The organism is Terrabacter sp. Soil811 (assembly GCF_001429655.1).
GTDB lineage: Bacteria > Actinomycetota > Actinomycetes > Actinomycetales > Dermatophilaceae > Terrabacter.
On record NZ_LMSX01000010.1, the window covers coordinates 32,801 to 47,580 of the forward strand.

General features: G+C 73.7%; 17 protein-coding genes. 9 read left to right on the forward strand and 8 right to left on the reverse strand.

The annotated features are described in order from the left end of the window. Positions 1-107 precede the first annotated feature (107 nt). The gene (locus tag ASH01_RS17400) at positions 108-590 is read left to right on the forward strand and encodes a MarR family winged helix-turn-helix transcriptional regulator (protein WP_056778843.1); all 483 of its coding nucleotides are present in this window, start codon (positions 108-110) and stop codon (positions 588-590) included. Between the two features lie 7 nt (positions 591-597). Here ASH01_RS17400 and ASH01_RS17405 read toward each other — a convergent pair whose 3' ends face one another. From ASH01_RS17405 to ASH01_RS17430, 6 genes are all read right to left on the reverse strand, one after another. After that, complete coding sequence (locus ASH01_RS17405) at positions 598-1,413, reverse strand: phosphatase PAP2 family protein (RefSeq protein ID WP_200961815.1); 816 nt, start codon at positions 1,411-1,413, stop codon at positions 598-600. A gap of 40 nt (positions 1,414-1,453) precedes the next feature. Beyond that, a complete protein-coding gene (locus ASH01_RS17410) occupies positions 1,454-2,536 on the reverse strand; it encodes a DNA polymerase IV (protein ID WP_056778849.1) in 1,083 nt (360 codons plus the stop codon). 34 nt (positions 2,537-2,570) lie between these two features. Then, positions 2,571-2,975 carry a hypothetical protein gene (locus tag ASH01_RS17415; RefSeq protein ID WP_056778852.1) on the reverse strand — a complete coding sequence of 135 codons (405 nt, stop codon included), beginning with the start codon at positions 2,973-2,975 and terminating at the stop codon, positions 2,571-2,573. A gap of 117 nt (positions 2,976-3,092) precedes the next feature. Further along, positions 3,093-4,460, reverse strand: a complete 1,368-nt coding sequence (locus ASH01_RS17420) for a hypothetical protein (protein ID WP_200961816.1) — start codon at positions 4,458-4,460, stop codon at positions 3,093-3,095. A 114-nt stretch (positions 4,461-4,574) separates the two neighbouring features. Next, entirely contained in the window at positions 4,575-6,761 is a 2,187-nt protein-coding gene (locus tag ASH01_RS17425) for a penicillin acylase family protein (protein ID WP_235509652.1), read from the reverse strand. Between the two features lie 54 nt (positions 6,762-6,815). Continuing rightward, on the reverse strand, positions 6,816-7,262 hold the full coding sequence (locus tag ASH01_RS17430; RefSeq protein WP_156415641.1) for a hypothetical protein: 447 nt from the start codon (positions 7,260-7,262) through the stop codon (positions 6,816-6,818). 40 nt (positions 7,263-7,302) lie between these two features. On the opposite strand from ASH01_RS17430, the gene ASH01_RS17435 reads away from it, so the two are divergent. From ASH01_RS17435 to ASH01_RS17455, 5 genes are all read left to right on the forward strand, one after another. Then, positions 7,303-7,698 (forward strand): DUF2237 family protein, encoded by a 396-nt coding sequence (locus tag ASH01_RS17435; RefSeq protein ID WP_056778865.1) that lies wholly within the window; start codon positions 7,303-7,305, stop codon positions 7,696-7,698. A 134-nt stretch (positions 7,699-7,832) separates the two neighbouring features. Continuing rightward, entirely contained in the window at positions 7,833-8,789 is a 957-nt protein-coding gene (locus ASH01_RS17440; RefSeq protein WP_056778867.1) for an NADP-dependent oxidoreductase, read from the forward strand. 10 nt (positions 8,790-8,799) lie between these two features. Beyond that, positions 8,800-9,279, forward strand: a complete 480-nt coding sequence (locus ASH01_RS17445; RefSeq protein WP_056778870.1) for a hypothetical protein — start codon at positions 8,800-8,802, stop codon at positions 9,277-9,279. Continuing rightward, positions 9,276-10,064: a pentapeptide repeat-containing protein gene (locus ASH01_RS17450; protein WP_056778873.1), complete on the forward strand. Its 789-nt coding sequence runs from the start codon at positions 9,276-9,278 to the stop codon at positions 10,062-10,064. Before ASH01_RS17445 ends, ASH01_RS17450 begins: the two co-directional genes overlap by 4 nt. An 84-nt stretch (positions 10,065-10,148) precedes the next feature. After that, positions 10,149-10,787 carry a hypothetical protein gene (locus ASH01_RS17455; RefSeq protein WP_056778876.1) on the forward strand — a complete coding sequence of 213 codons (639 nt, stop codon included), beginning with the start codon at positions 10,149-10,151 and terminating at the stop codon, positions 10,785-10,787. On the opposite strand, the gene ASH01_RS17460 is transcribed toward ASH01_RS17455, so the two are convergent. Next, positions 10,741-11,739 carry a phosphotransferase gene (locus ASH01_RS17460; protein ID WP_056778880.1) on the reverse strand — a complete coding sequence of 333 codons (999 nt, stop codon included), beginning with the start codon at positions 11,737-11,739 and terminating at the stop codon, positions 10,741-10,743. The two genes, ASH01_RS17455 and ASH01_RS17460, sit on opposite strands and share 47 nt — an antisense overlap. A gap of 24 nt (positions 11,740-11,763) precedes the next feature. Beyond that, the gene (locus ASH01_RS17465) at positions 11,764-12,744 is read right to left on the reverse strand and encodes a DUF389 domain-containing protein (RefSeq protein ID WP_056778884.1); all 981 of its coding nucleotides are present in this window, start codon (positions 12,742-12,744) and stop codon (positions 11,764-11,766) included. 87 nt (positions 12,745-12,831) lie between these two features. Between ASH01_RS17465 and ASH01_RS17470 the strand changes: the two genes are divergently transcribed. From ASH01_RS17470 to ASH01_RS17480, 3 genes are read left to right on the forward strand one after another with little or no spacing between them, the layout of a single operon-like run. Next, a complete protein-coding gene (locus ASH01_RS17470; RefSeq protein ID WP_020141942.1) occupies positions 12,832-13,215 on the forward strand; it encodes an ArsR/SmtB family transcription factor in 384 nt (127 codons plus the stop codon). Beyond that, positions 13,212-14,135: a cation diffusion facilitator family transporter gene (locus ASH01_RS17475; RefSeq protein ID WP_056778886.1), complete on the forward strand. Its 924-nt coding sequence runs from the start codon at positions 13,212-13,214 to the stop codon at positions 14,133-14,135. The genes ASH01_RS17470 and ASH01_RS17475 overlap by 4 nt, the downstream gene beginning before the upstream one ends. Then, positions 14,132-14,764, forward strand: a complete 633-nt coding sequence (locus tag ASH01_RS17480) for a cation transporter (RefSeq protein WP_056778889.1) — start codon at positions 14,132-14,134, stop codon at positions 14,762-14,764. Before ASH01_RS17475 ends, ASH01_RS17480 begins: the two co-directional genes overlap by 4 nt. Positions 14,765-14,780: the final 16 nt, after the last annotated feature.

Here is a 14,780-nt window from a genome sequence, read left to right on the forward strand (position 1 = left end):
AACCGGGCCTCTCTGCCCTCGCCGGTATGCCGCGTGTGCAACTACTTGACCGCGGCGACGGTAGTTGCACACGCGGCATATTGCAAACGCGCGATATGATGGTGCGCATGGGTATCGAGGACTCCGCCGTCGAGGTGCGCGCCTCCGGGTGGCGCACCCTCGCCGCACTGCACGGCCACATCGACGGCGCCCTCGAGCGCGAGCTCGTGCGCCGGCACGAGCTGTCCGTCGTCGAGTTCACCGTGCTCGACGCCCTCTCGCGCCAGGACGGCTGGCACATGCGGATGAGCCAGCTCGCCCGCGCCGCCGCCCTGTCGTCGTCGGCGACGACCCGTCTCGTCAACCGGCTCGAGGACCGCGGCCTGCTGACCCGGGTGCTCTGCGCCGACGACCGGCGCGGCATCTACACCGAGCTCACCGAGGCCGGCTGGGCGCTCTACCGCGAGGCCGCGCCGACGCACGACGCGGTGCTCGAGGAGTCGCTCCAGAGCGCAGGCGAGCTGCCCGAGCTCGCGCCACTCGTCGAGTTCCTGCATTCGCCCTCGGGCCGGCGCGGTGGCTCACGCCGCGCCCAGCCCGCCCGGGTCTGAACCGAGCTCAGTCGGTCTGGGGCCGCTCGCGCTCTTGGTCCGCGTCGTCGCCCGCGTCGTCGTCCGCGTCGTCGTCCGCGCCGTGGTCCGGACGGTCCGTCGCGGCATACCTCGGGACGTAGCGCTGCCCGAGGAGGCGACGCCACGCCGGCGGGCCGGACGCCACCGAGCGCACGAGCAGCCGGTGAGCCAGCGGTGCCAGCGCCCACGTGCCGAACCAGACGACGAGCACCCCGACCGCGAGGCCGGCGACGACGTCGTGCCAGTAGTGCGCGCCGGTGAGGACGCGCGAGGCCCCGACCGCCAGGGCGAGCGGGACGACGAGCCGCCACCACACTGGTGCCATGACGACCACCGCGGTGGCGAGGGCGCCGGCGATCGTCGCATGGTTGCTCGGCCACGACCAGTCGCCGGCGGCGGGGCAGGACGCGACGGTCCGCACCGAGAGCGTCCGGCACGGCCGCTCCTCGTGCACGAACCCCTTGACGACCTCGCTCAGGACGTAGGCCGCCACCGTCGACACCGCGGCCACCACCGCGACCGCGAGGTGCTCGAGCCCTCGTGAGCGGGCCCGCCACGTGAGCACGACGGCGACACCGGCGAGGACGACGATCCCGAGCTCGGCGACCACCTCGAAGACACCACCGACGACCGACGGCAGGGCCACCGCCCCGGATGCCGTCGCACGGTAGGCGGCGTCGCGCACGACGAAGAGCAGTGCGACGACGACCACGACGACCGCGACCGTCGACAGGACCCCGGTGGCCGGCTCGCCGCCGAACCGCCGCCGGACGTCCATCGCGCTGTCATCTCGAGAAGGCATGCGGACGACCGTAGGCGACGAAGATGAGAGCGACCGACGCTCAGAGCCGACCGCGCACCGGGGTGCGCTCGACCGGGTCGCCACCGTCGGGCATGACCATCTCGGCCCGGACGCCGAGCAACCGCACCTCACGCCCGGGGTCGAGCGACGCGGTGAGGGCGACGGCGGCCGCGATGACGTCGGCGCGGTCGCTCGTCGGCGCCGGCAGCTTGCGGGCCTTGGTCTGCGTGAAGAACGGGGCGTAGCGCACCTTGAGCGTGACCCGGAAGACCGGGCGCCCCTCCTTGACGGTGTCGTCGAAGACCAGGGAGGCGAGGTCACGCACGGCGTCGCGCACCTCGTCGGGGGTCGTGAGGTTGCTCTGGTAGGTGGTCTCGCGGCTGTGCCCGCGGGCGATCCACGGGGAGTCGTCGACGACGGCGGACCCGATGCCGCGGCCCAGCTGGGAGTACCAGACGCCCATGCGCGGACCGAACTCGCCGACGAGGACGGCCTCGTCGGCATCGGCCAGCTCGCGGACGGTGTGGATGCCGTGACCGGACAGGCGCTTGGACACCTTTGACCCGACGCCCCACAGGTCGATCGTGGGTCGGTCGCCCATGACCTCGAACCACGTCTCGCGGGTCAGTCGGAAGACGCCGCGGGGCTTGCCGAAGCCGGTCGCGATCTTGGCGCGCACCTTGTTGTCACCGATGCCGACCGAGCAGTGGAGCGCCGTCGCGTCGAGCACGGCGGCACGCGCCCGCTCGGCGAAACCCTCCGGGTCTTCGGTCTCGACCCCGAGGAACGCCTCGTCCCACCCGAGCACCTCGACGACGACGCCGAGGCCGCGCAGGGTGTCCATGACGTGCTCGGACGCCTCGGTGTAGGCCGGGGCGTCGACGGGCAGGATCACCGCGTCGGGCACCTTGCGCGCGGCGAGCCGGAGCGGCATACCGGACCCGACGCCGAACTCACGGGCCTCGTAGCTCGCCGTGGACACGACGGCCCGCTCGGTGGGGTCGCCGCGCCCCCCGACGATGACCGGCCGCCCGGCGAGCTCGGGCCGGCGCAGCACCTCGACCGCCGCGATGAACTGGTCGAGGTCGACGTGCAGCACCCAGTGGGTGGGGCCCGTGCTCATCCCGCCATTGTGCCCGGAGGGTGTGACGGTGCGGTCAGCTGCGCGGCGAGCGGTCGCGCCGGTCCGGACGGTGGGAGCGGTCGCCCACGGGCTTGCCGCCCCGGAAGGTGTAGACCGCCGGCCCGTCTGACGAGCTCTGGTCCGGCTCGAAGGCGCCGGGCACGGCACCCGCCGACTCGCCCTGCGTGCGCCCGAGCTCGTCCTGCGGCTCGTCCACGAAGCGGGGCTCGGGTCCGGCTGCGGCGTCCTGCTCACGCGCCGCCAGCATGACACCGTGGAAGAGCATGGCGGCCGCGAGGGCGGTCAGGGCGAAGGCCGACACGGCGAGCGCCAACCCGGTGTGCGCGCCACCGATCGAGGAACGGAGCAGGTGCAGGCCGCCGGCGACCGCCCCCACGACCGCGGCGCCGACGAACCAGATGATCGTGGCCCGGGTCATTGAATTCCCCACGAGGTCACTGTGGCACAGGTCCGGGGCGCTCGAGAGCACCTCGATCGCGTCCGGGGACCGTGGCGCGAGGGCATACCCCCTGGGGCACGTCCCGACGTCGACCGGTCAGCGGACCGGGAGGGCCGCGACGCCCCGGAGCGTGGCCGTGTGGGCACGCGTCCCGGGGGTCGTCGAGAAGCCGGTGACCGACGTCGTCGCCGCACCCGACCCGCCGATGCCGGCATCGGAGAGCTTGGGCTGCGGGTTGGCGTTCGCCGTGCCGTCCGACGCCTTGCCGTTGGTGTTCTTGGCGCCGTTGTCCTTGCCGCCGTTGTTCTTCGACCCCGTGTTCTTCGACCCCGTGTTCTTCGACCCCGTGTTCTTCGACCCCGTGTTCTTCGACCCCGTGTTCTTGGCGTCCTTGGCCGTCGTGTCCTTGGAGGCCTTCGACGTCTTGGGGTCCTTCGGGCTCTTCGGGGCCTTGTCGCTCTTGACGCTCTTGCCGTCGGCGGGCGTGACCGCCGACGGGCTCAGCGCGTCGGGCTTGAGGGTGAGAGCCTCGCCACCGGTCGACGAGCCCGACGCCAGGGCCGACGCGTCGGCCCGAGGCGTGGCAGCGGGGGTGACGTCGGAGACCGGGACGACCGGCTCGTCCGACTCAGCCGACTCGGCCGGCTCAGAGGGAACGGTGGGCAACACAGGCGTCGGCCCGGCCGCAGCAGCGGCGGGCTCGGTCGAGCGGATGGCACGCGGGGTCGGCGCCGTGGACGCGACCGACGTCGCGGACGGCGTCCGGGGAACGGCGGCATCCGCCGCGTGGGTGTCGGTGACGCGGTCGGAGCTGACCGGCACGGGCGCGCTCGGCAGGACCTCGACACCGGGGCGACGGTCGTGCGTCGCGACCGAACCCAGGATGAGGGCGGTGACGGCCGCTCCGAGGAGCAGCCCGGCGCCACGCTGGCCACCGACCCGCGACAGCGAGAGGTGGCCACGAACGAGCGCCGCGCTCGCCGCGAGCAGGGTCGAGACGCCGATGACGATGAGGCCGCCGGTCAGGCCGCCGACGAGGCAGCTGAAGAGGACGAGGGCACCGAGGACCGCGAAGCCCGCGACCGCGCCCTCCGGGACCCGTCGCGCCGGACGGTCGGCTAGCAGGTCGACCCGCTCGTGGTCGACGAGGGCGCTCGGGCGGGTCGGCAGCGTGAACGAGGCATCCTCGAGAACCGCCAAATAGGGCATTTCGGACTTCACGTCCACAGTGTCGTCGATCCGGAGCCTCGTGTGCGAGTTCGACTCGTCATCGATCGGTCCGGAGTCGACAGTTCCGGCGCGTCCCGGACGTGCGGTCGAGCCGGCGGCGGCCCAGAGCTGCCACCCGCGGGGCGGCACGGGCCAGGACGGGTCGGGGAGCCAGCGCTCGTGGTCGCCGTCGGAGAGCGGCCGCGTGCCGTGGCGCAACGGATCGCCGTGCGTGGGCGTCATGCTCGTCGTCACCAGACTCACTACTCCTGCGATTCGCGGGGCCCGTTCGGGGGGCCTACGCGAGAACAGTACGTCGTAAAGTCACGTTTTGTACCGCAAATAGTAAAAGACGGGCAAAGTTCTCCTTTACCCAGTGCCGCCAGTGCCCCCAGTGCCCGTCGCCGGCCGAACCGGATGCAGCGCGCCGGCGAGCCACGCCGGCGTCTGGTCGGCGAAGTGCGGGTCGCGGGCGTCTCCGCTCGCGCCGAAGGGCACGACCCAGCGGCTCGCCTCGCGGTCGGCGAGGTCCCAGACGTAGCGCGCCACCGGTCCGCCGTAGCAGTGGTCCGTCACCCCGGGCGCGCTCGCCGCCGCGAGGACGCAGCCCTTGTCGCCACCGACGGGGTCGCGCGGGACGTGGGGCGCACGCCCGGTCGCGTCGAGCGCGTGGACCGGGTCGAGCCAGTGTCGCTCGCCCCACGTCGTCAGCGAGTCACGGTGCGCCGCGACGTGTTCGAGCGCCACGCGTACGCCCTCGCCCACCTCGATGCCGTGGGCCGGACCGAGGTGCGCCATCGAGTGCCAGCCCACCCCGATCTGCGTCACGACGTCGGTCCACGCGGCGAAGATGCGGGAGTGGCCGCTCGGCTCGTGCAGCGCGGAGAGGACCGGGTGCTCGGAGAACCACCGCACGAGCGCCGTGCGCCAGGCGGCGAAGAGCGCGGCACCGCGGCTACCGGTGTCGCTGTGCCCGTCCCAGGCGAGCAGCTCGGACCGCACGGCGGCGGCGGCCCCCGTGACCTCGGCCGCCGCGACGAGCTCGCGCATGAGGTCGGCCTGTCCGTTGCGGGTGTCGACGTGGATCGCCGCGCAGTCGTCGACGGTCAGCTGCTCCCCCGACTCGACGAGCTCGCGGATGCGACCGGCCCGGAAGGGCGTGGCGTACTCCACCCCGAGCCCGCCGCCGCTGGCCCGGTCGTTGGCGCTGACCATGACGTCGTCGACGTCGCTGCCGGGCCCCCGCCGGTAGCCGTGCCAGACGTGCCGGGGGTCCCACGCCGGGACGGGCAGCACCGCCCCGATCTCGTCGCGCTCGGGCACGCGACCGACGACGAGGTGACGGACGCGACCCGTGTCGTCGGCGACGAGCGCGCTGTTGACCGGCTCGACCCAGCGCGACAGGGCCTCCTCGACGTCGGCGACCGTCCGCGCCCGAAGAAGGGGCAGGAGGGCGCCGAAGCCGAGGTCCTCCTCGACGTGGGTCGGCGTGCGCAGGCTGTGGGGGGCCGGGTGGGCCCGGCGCGGCTGGACGCTCTCGTCGGTCCACTGCGGCGGCGCCTCGGCCTCGGCGACGAGCCGCTCGATCTCGGCCTCGAGGCCGGTGACGACCGGCCCGCGCGAGGTGACGACGACGGGCACGGTCACGTCAGCCTCGCCGCGCACCCTCAGCGTCTCGGTCGAGGCGCGCACCGGCTCCCACCCGTCGATGCCGCGCGCCTTGAGCAGCGGCGATCCGTCGGGCCCGTGGCCGACGTGAGCGAGGGACTCGAGCGTCAGGTCCTGGTAGTCGGCCATGGCGTTCGTGATGCCCCACGCGACGGTGCCCGTGTGGGCGAAGTGCTGCACGCCGGGCACCCCCGGGAAGGTGAAGCCGACGACGTCGAACTCGGGGCAGGCCAGGCCGACCTGCTGGTAGCAGCCGGGCAGCTCGATCGTGCGGTGCGGGTCACCCGCGACGAGGGGCAGCCCGCTCGCCGTGCGCTCCCCGCCGATGACCCACGCGTTGCTCCCCGAGGCCTCGGCCCGCTCGACCCCCTCGGCGTGGAACAGGGCGAGGGCCTCGGCGCCGAGGCGGTCGGCGACGTGCGCGTTGAAGAGCTTGGCCGGGAAGGTCCCGAAGAGCAGGTGGATGCCCCAGAAGATGCCGAGCGGCGTCCACGGCTCCCACGGACGCGGCGCGGCGGCATACGACTGGAGCCCGAGCAGCGCGACCTCGGGCGTGCCCGCGAGCCCCTCGGCGAGGGTCTCGTTGACGCCGTCCACGTAGGCCGTCAGCCACGTCCGCGTCTCGCGGTCGAGCCGCTCGAAGCAGCGGCGCACCGTCGGCTCGAGCAGCACCTGCCGGGCGAACCGGTCCCAGGGCAGCCCGTGGGCGCCGACGTACTCGGCCGTCCGTCCTTCCATCCGCCAGCGGTGGTGCTCGATCTGCCACGCGCGGTCGAGGGCGGTGATGCGCCCCTGCAGGCGGGCCAGCTCCATCACGTCGCCGGCGCGCAGGTGCGGGACACCCACGGCGTCACGTCGCACCTCGGCGGACATCGGAGCGCGGGGCACGGCGGATCTCCTTCGATCTGCGGGCATGTCGGACGGGAGGGCGGTGGGTCCCGGTCAGTCGTCGCGCGAGAACTTGTTCTCGATCTCGCGGAGGAAGGCGTCGGAGATCCGGCGGTACTTCTGGAGGGTCAGCGTGATGGGGGCACCGACCTCCAGGCCGAGGACGCTGCGCGCCGGGTCGAGCCGGATCTGCGGATCGGCCATCACGGTGCCGCCGTTCTCCATGAGCGAGCGCACGAGCACCCGCACCTCGTTGAGCGCGTTGCCGTCCTCGCCCTCGACGCCGCGCAGGCGGTGGACGAAGTAGCCGTCGAGGACGATGAGCATGTTGTTGAAGTACTCGTACTCGAGCGACTCGAGCGCGCCCTCGAGGTGGGAGACGTCGGCGTCGCCGTGGTCGCGTGCGGCCTGCGCCACCTCGTGGAACATCACGACCTGAGTCTCGACCCGCGACCGGCAGGCGTCGATGTAGTCCTGCTCGTAGTCCTTCACTCCCAGCATGGGGCCAGCCTAGCGAGCAGCGCGCCACTAGGTTTGGGTCATGGCAGCGCGGGAACGGAACGTGCTCGGCGGCGAGCTCGAGGCCTGCGGCACCGACCCGGTGACCGGCTTCTACCGCGACGGCTACTGCACGACCGGGCCCGAGGACCGGGGCAGCCACACCGTCTGCGTCGTCGTCACGACCGAGTTCCTCGAGCACCAGCGCAGCGTCGGCAACGACCTCGTGACCCCCCGTCCTGAGTGGCGCTTCCCCGGGCTGACGCCGGGCGACCGGTGGTGCGTCGTCGCGAGCCGCTGGCTCGAGGCCCACCAGGACGGGGCCGCCGCGCCGGTCTTCCTCGCCGCCACGCACGAGCGCGCGCTCGAGATCGTGCCGCTCCAGCTGCTCCAGTCGTATGCCGCCGACATCCCGGACGACCCCAGCTCGCTGCTCTGACGGCGCGTTTCACCGATCCGCGAACACGGGTTCGCGCCCGGCGTAGCATCGAGGTGGCTCGACTCGAGCACGGCGGGGGATGCCCGGCCGAGGCCGCACCCTCCACTGCCGTCGCGTCCGCCAGGAGACCCGCCATGCGCGCCATCGTCCTCCACGAGTTCCACGCCACCCCGACCGTCGAGGAGATCGACGTTCCCGATCCCGGCGAGGGTGAGGTGAGGGTGCGGGTGCGGGCGGCCGCGGTCAACGGCTTCGACCTCGGTGAGGTCCACGGCTTCTTCACGGGCTACTTCGAGCACCGCTTCCCGCTCGTCCTCGGCAAGGACTTCGCCGGCACCGTCGACGCGGTCGGTCCCGGTGTCGAGGGCTACGCCACCGGCGACCGGGTCTTCGGCGTCGTGACGAAGGACTTCCTCGGCGACGGCTCGTTCGCCGAGTACGTCACGGTGCCGACGGCGGTCGGCGTCGCGCCCCTGCCCGACGGCGTCGACTTCGTCCACGGAGCGGCGCTGGGGCTCGCCGGCGCCGCGGCCCTCGCGTGCATCGAGGCGGCCCACCCGGCGCCGGGCCGCACGATCCTCGTCGCCGGCGCGACGGGCGGCGTCGGCAACCAGGTCGTCCAGCTCGCCTCGCAGGCCGGCGCCCACGTCATCGCGACGGGGTCCACGGAGGCGGAGCAGCAGGTCGTCCGGCGGCTCGGGGCGAGCGAGGTCATCGACTACCGCGAGGACGTCACGGCGGGTCTGCGGGCCACGCACCCCGAGGGCGTCGACGTCGTCATCCACCTCGCCGGGGACGCGTCCGCCCTCGTGCCCACGCTCCGTCAGGGCGGCACCCTCGTGTCGACCCTCGTCTTCTCGACGGAGGGCTTCCCCGAGGTGCCCGACGTCTTCGTCCCCATCGCCGCGAACCCGACGCCGGAGCTGCTCGGCCGGCTCGCCGCGAACCAGGTCGACGGCCTGACGTCGGTGACGATCCAGCGCGCCTACTCGCTCACGGACACGCCCTCCGCCCTGGCCGACTTCGCGAACGGCACGCTCGGCAAGCTCGTCGTCGACCTCGACGGTGACGGGGTGCCCGACGGCCCGTGATACTGGCGGGATGAGCGATCCCCACGTGCTCGAACCGGGTACCGCGCCGACGCCGTTCACCGCCGACGAGATCCGCGCGGGGCGTCCCGACGGACGCACGATCACCCTCCTCGTGGAGCCCGCCGAGGGACCGTCGTGGCAGCGCGTCAACCGGTTCGTCGCCCCGGACGAGGACGGAGCGACCGTGCAGCGCTGGCGGATCGGGACCGACGGCCGGCGCGACGGGGAGATCGAGGAGGGGCGCACGACGTGGCTCCAGCTCCAGGGCCACGCGTCCTTCCCCGTGTCCGCGGTGACGGTCACGCCCGACACGGTGGAGCTCCCGCTCGGCACCGTCGACGCGCTGCGCTACGCCGTCGACGACGACGCCGGCGGCGTCGCGACCTTCTGGTTCGCGCCGGGGTTTCCCGGGATGCCGGTGCGCTACGAGACCCCGGCCGAGGGCGGCGGGACGGACCGCACGACGATGGTCAGCGACGAGCTGCCGTGAGCACCCCTTCCCACCGGGCGCCGGCGCTCGAGGCCGACTGCTCGCGGTGCTTCGGCCTGTGCTGCGTCGCCCTCCCCTTCGCCCGGTCGGCCGACTTCCCCGTCGACAAGGCCGGCGGTGAGCCCTGCCGCAACCTCCTCGCCGACCACCGGTGCGGCATCCACGACCGGCTCCTGGAGGGCGGGTGGCGCGGGTGCGTGACGTTCGACTGCTTCGGCGCAGGCCAGCAGGTCTCGCAGGTGACCTTCGGCGGCGTCTCGTGGCGCGAGGCCCCCGAGACCGCCCCGACGATGTATGCCGTCCTGCCCGTCATGCGACAGCTGCACGAGATGCTCGCCCACCTCGGTGACGCCCTCGCGCTCGAGCCGGACGAGGCGACGCGGACCGGCCTCGCCGCGTCCGCCGAGGAGGTCAGGACCTCGACGGCCGCCTCTCCGGACGAGCTGCTCGCGGTGGACCTCGTCGCCGTGCGGTCCCGGGTCGGTGGCCTGCTGCGGGCCGCCAGCGCGACGGCACGCGCACGGCGGAGGCGGCGTGACGGCATACGCCCTCCTCCCCGGCGGATGCGGGCCGGGGCCGACCTCGTCGCCGCCGACCTCCGCGGCCGTGACCTGCGCACGGCCGACCTCCGGGGCGCGCTGCTCATCGCGGCGGACCTGCGCGACGCCGACCTGCGGTGGGCCGACCTGCTCGGTGCGGACCTGCGCGACGCCGACCTGCGCGGGGCACGGCTCGACGGCGCGCTCTTCCTCACGCGCCCGCAGCTCGCGGCGGCGCGCACCTGACGGACGATTCGCGCATTCGGTCCCACGGCGGCGGCCCAACGATGACAATCGACCCACTGTCCACGTCGAGCACAGGAGCCGGTCGTGCGCCGAGCCAAGGTCGCCGCAGCCCTGGCGCTGTCGGCTGCCCTCGCCCTCGCCGGGTGCTCGTCCGGCAAGCCCGAGATCGACCTCAGCCAGGTGGCCGGCTCCACGGGCACGCCGGTGCCGACCGAGACGGTGACGGTGACGGAGATCGACACCAGGACCGTGACCGCGACGACGACGGTCGTGACGACGGCGACGGTGGTGGCCACCCCGACGGTCACCGTCACGGCGCTCCCGCGACCGAGCCTGACGACGAGCACCGTCTTCAACCGGCCCGCTGCGCTGGCTGACTACTCGAACCTCGTCGTCGACGTGCGGCTGCTCGACCGGATGTCGCTGTCCGGCAACGCCGCCGCGCTCCAGCTCGACCTCATGGCCCAGCACCTCGAGCGGCTCGGCGCGAACGGACCGCCGCCGGGGCTGGACGCACCCAGCTACTACGGCCGACTGGCGTCGCTCGGACTCTTCGCCCGGGCCGCGTCCGACGAGGCGACGGCGGGCTCGCCGGTGGCCCAGAGCCGATACGCCGTCATCCGTCAGGAGACCGGCATCCTGCTCTCGCTCGTCAACGGTGCGCTGGCGACGACCTTCACCCTGCCGACGCCCGCGCCCCGACCGACGACAACGACTCCGTGAAGCCGCCCCAGGCGATCTCCCCGTCGGCGTCGTCCGCGTGGGGCCGACCGAACCAGGCGGCATAGAGCGCGACCTCGGTGAGGTCCCACCGCAGCGCCTGAGCGCGGAGGTCGTCGGTCGTGACGGTCCGACCGGTCAGCGCGGCGTAGTCGGCGAGCACCGCGTCGGCGAGGACGCCCTCGGCGCCCGCGACGTGCCAGAGGTCGCGGGCCGCGGGCGCGAGCAGGGCGGTGTCCCAGTCGACGACGTGGAGACCGTCGGCGTCGGAGAGGACGTTGCGCCAGTGTGGCTCTCCGTGGGTGATGACCCAGGAGTCGCGCTCGGCGTGGTCCCGGACGGCCCGCTCGTCCCAGACGACGAGGGCCCGCCGCACCGCCTCCGCGTGCTCGGCCAGGGCGTCCCGGGCGCGGGCTCCGTAGGGGCCGGCGCCCGGAGGCAGGTCGGCCGCGAGAGCCCGGTCGAGGGGCGCTCGACCGGGCAGCGTCAGGTCGTCGGTGCCGGCGACGCCGACGGCACGAGGAGTGGCCGCGTGCAGCCGCGCGAGCACGTCGGTCACGGCGTGCCGGTCGGCCGTCGTCTGCTCGGACGGCGACGGCAGGCGCGGCGCATCGAGCCACGGGGTCATCGACACCCACCGGTGCCGGCCGAGCTCGAAGGGGACCGCCCCGTCGCGCGCCGGGACGGGAGCGACGACGAAGTCCAGCCCGGAGTCGGCGAGGGCCCGGGCGGTCCGGAACGCCGAGCTGAGGGCGGCGCCGCGCTCGACGTCGGCCCGGGCGCCGGAGTAGTCGTCGAGCGTCACGAACCAGCGGCCGTCCTCGTGCGCGTCGACCCGCCAGTGGTGGCTGCCGAAACCGACTGGCACATAGGTGATCTCACGGACTTCGAGGACCCACATCTCGCGCAGGGCCGCGGCGAGCAGGTCGGTCGAGAAGTCCGCGGGCGGCGTCATCACGGCGTCATCACGGGCTCGACGCTAGCGGGGCGGTCGCGGCTCCGCATGGATCCGGCGGCTCAGCCTCGAGTGCGACCGCGGTGCCGGCACCCGCGACCACACGGCTTTCTGGAGCGCGAGGGTGAGCCAGCCGGCGAGCGCCATCCCGACGATGTTGACGACGAGCTGGAGGCCGCTGCCGCGCACCTCGCCCCACGCCCCGAAGGCGAGCCCGAGCGCGACGTTGCCGGCGGCCGGGATCGTCGTCACCGAGATGAACACGCCACTGAGGCCACCGAGCTTGGCCGACGTCAGCGACAGCACGCCGGCCGCAGCCGCGAGGACCGCGACGATGAACGACCACTTGTCGGGCGAGTAGATGAAGTCGGTGGCCGGTCGGTCGCCGGAGATGTCGTCGAGGGTGATCCACCCGAGGGCCCGGCCGGCGAGACCGGCGAGGCACGTGACGGCGATGGCCACGACGAAGCCGACGACGAGCGCGCGGGCCGCGACCGCGAGCAGGAGCGGGCGTCGCCGCACGAGCGCGACGCCGAGGGCTGCGATCGCCCCGAACTCGGGACCGAGCACCATCGCCCCGATGACGAGGATCTGCGAGTCGAGGACGATCGCGATGCCGGCGATGAGGGTGGCGAGCGACATGAAGGACAGGAAGGTCCAGTTCAGCTCGCTGTCGTCGTAGGAACGCTGGGCGACCTGGGCCCAGACGACGGCGTCGGCGCTGCTCCCGGGCGTCTCCTCGTCGGCCTCGAAGCCGGCGCGCGAGACCCACGTCGTGACCGGCTCGATCTGGAGGGTCCCTCCCTCGTGGACCCCGAGGTCCCGGAGCCGGTCGACGAGGACGTTGGCCCCCTCCCGGGCGACGTCGGCGTGCACGACGTCGCCCACCGGGCGCACCGCCGCGCCGCGCAGGACGGACAGCGTGCTCACGGCGCTCGAGTCGGCGAGCACGGCGGTGACCTGCTCGGTCAGCTCGCTCGGGACGGTGACCGTCAGTCTCAACATGTCGGACAGTCTGCCGCCAGGTTGACGCCGGAGGGCAGATGCCACGACAGTGACATCTGATCATCCATTCAGATGAGAGGGACGACCATGAGCACCGTCACCGGACTCGACGGCTGCGCCGCCCCGTGCGTGCACCCCGAGAAGGTCGCCCTGGCCACCGACAACGCCCCGGGCGTCGAGGAGCTCGCGCGCGTCACGAGCGTCTTCAAGCTGCTCGGCGACCCGACCCGGGCCCGGATGCTCTACGCCCTCCTCGAGGCCGGCGAGCTCTGCGTCTGCGACCTCGCGGCCGCGACCGGCACCGCCGAGACCACGGTCTCGCAGGCCCTCCGGCTGCTCCGCGCCTCGGCCGTCGTCACCGGTCGGCGCGAGGGTCGCAACATCTACTACCGGCTCTCCGACGCCCACGTCCGCCTGCTCCTCGACGTGACGCGCGAGCACGCCCTCCACGACGGCGAGCGCCACCGGTGAGCCACGGGCACGGTCACGGGCCGGCCCAGGGCGCCGCCGCGGTCCACGCCGGGGGGCGCCACCGGTGGCGACTCGCCGTCGCCTTCGGCCTCGTCGCGGCCTTCTTCTGCGTCGAGCTCGCGGCCGGTCTCGCGTCCGGCTCCCTCGCCCTCCTCTCCGACGCCGGCCACATGGCCGCCGACGTCGTGACCCTTGGCGCCGCGCTCGTCGCCACGCGCATCGCGACGCGCGCCGACACGACCGGTCGACGCACCTTCGGCTCCTACCGTGCCGAGGTGTTCGCGTCGGGGCTCGCCGTGCTGCTCATGCTCGGGGTCTCCGTCTACATCGCCGTCGAGGCGCTCGGGCGCATCGGCTCGAGCCCCGAGATCGCCTCGGGCACCATGCTCGTCGTCGGTGCGATCGGCCTCCTCGTCAACGTCGTCGCCCTCCTCCTGCTGCACGGGGGCGCCGGGGAGAGCCTCAACGTCCGGGGCGCCTACCTCGAGGTCGTCGCCGACACCGTCGGCTCGGTCGGCGTCATCGCGGCTGCGATCCTCGTCGGGGCGACCGGGAGCGCGTGGTGGGACACCGCCGTCGCGCTCGCCATCGCCGTCTTCGTGGCGGTGCGTGCCGTCGGGCTCGGCCGCGAGGTCGTGGCCGTGCTCGGCCAGCACGCCCCGACGGGCCTCGAGCCCACCGACCTGCTGGCCGCGCTCGGCGAGGTGCCGGGCGTCACCGAGGTCCACGACCTCCACGTCTGGACGCTGACCTCCGGCATGGACGTCGCGACCGCGCACCTCGTGACGACCCGTGCCGATGCGGCGCCCGAGGTGCTCGAGGCCGCCAGCGCCATGCTGCGCGACCGCTTCCACGTCGCCCACGCGACGCTCCAGGTCGAGACGACCGACCGGTCCGAGTGCCGAGGGGCCGACTGGTGAGCACCCCGTCCCGGCCCGTCTTCTCGCTCCTGCCGCCGTCACGGCGGGCCGCGCTCGTGCGCCGGGCCCGGCTGCTGGCCGCGGCCTCGGTCGCCTACAACGTCGCCGAGGCGGTCGTCGCCATCACCTCCGGGCGCGTGGCCGACTCGACCGCGCTCGTCGGCTTCGGGCTCGACTCGACGGTCGAGGTGATGAGCGGGCTCGTCATCCTCTGGCAGTTCGGACACCCCGTGCCGGAGGAGCGCGAGCACCTGGCCCGCCGCCTCATCGCCGCCTCCTTCTTCGCCCTGGCCGCCTACGTCACCGTCGAGTCGGTGCGCGCCGTCGTGGCCCGCGAGCAGCCCGACACCTCGGTCGTCGGCATCGCGCTCGCCGCCCTGTCGCTCGCGGTCATGCCGCTGCTCTCGCGGTGGCAGCGACGCACGGGCCGCGAGCTCGGGTCCGGAGCGGTCGTCGCCGACGGCACCCAGACGCTGCTCTGCACCTACCTCTCGGGCGTGCTCCTCGTCGGCCTCCTCGCCAACGCCCTCCTCGGCTGGTGGTGGCTCGACCCCGTCGCGGCGCTCGTCATCGCGGCCGTGGCGGTCCGCGAGGGTCGCTCGAACTGGCGAGGCGACGCCTGCTGCTGACTCGAGGAACCACGGC

Bases quoted from the DNA above. Each gene is read 5' to 3' on its own strand.
- ASH01_RS17400 (WP_056778843.1), top strand. From the start codon at position 108: ATGGGTATCGAGGACTCCGCCGTCGAGGTGCGCGCCTCCGGGTGGCGC.
- ASH01_RS17405 (WP_200961815.1), bottom strand. From the start codon at position 1,413: ATGCCTTCTCGAGATGACAGCGCGATGGACGTCCGGCGGCGGTTCGGC.
- ASH01_RS17410 (WP_056778849.1), bottom strand. From the start codon at position 2,536: ATGAGCACGGGCCCCACCCACTGGGTGCTGCACGTCGACCTCGACCAG.
- ASH01_RS17415 (WP_056778852.1), bottom strand. From the start codon at position 2,975: ATGACCCGGGCCACGATCATCTGGTTCGTCGGCGCCGCGGTCGTGGGG.
- ASH01_RS17430 (WP_156415641.1), bottom strand. From the start codon at position 7,262: ATGCTGGGAGTGAAGGACTACGAGCAGGACTACATCGACGCCTGCCGG.
- ASH01_RS17435 (WP_056778865.1), top strand. From the start codon at position 7,303: ATGGCAGCGCGGGAACGGAACGTGCTCGGCGGCGAGCTCGAGGCCTGC.
- ASH01_RS17440 (WP_056778867.1), top strand. From the start codon at position 7,833: ATGCGCGCCATCGTCCTCCACGAGTTCCACGCCACCCCGACCGTCGAG.
- ASH01_RS17445 (WP_056778870.1), top strand. From the start codon at position 8,800: ATGAGCGATCCCCACGTGCTCGAACCGGGTACCGCGCCGACGCCGTTC.
- ASH01_RS17460 (WP_056778880.1), bottom strand. From the start codon at position 11,739: ATGACGCCGCCCGCGGACTTCTCGACCGACCTGCTCGCCGCGGCCCTG.
- ASH01_RS17465 (WP_056778884.1), bottom strand. From the start codon at position 12,744: ATGTTGAGACTGACGGTCACCGTCCCGAGCGAGCTGACCGAGCAGGTC.
- ASH01_RS17470 (WP_020141942.1), top strand. From the start codon at position 12,832: ATGAGCACCGTCACCGGACTCGACGGCTGCGCCGCCCCGTGCGTGCAC.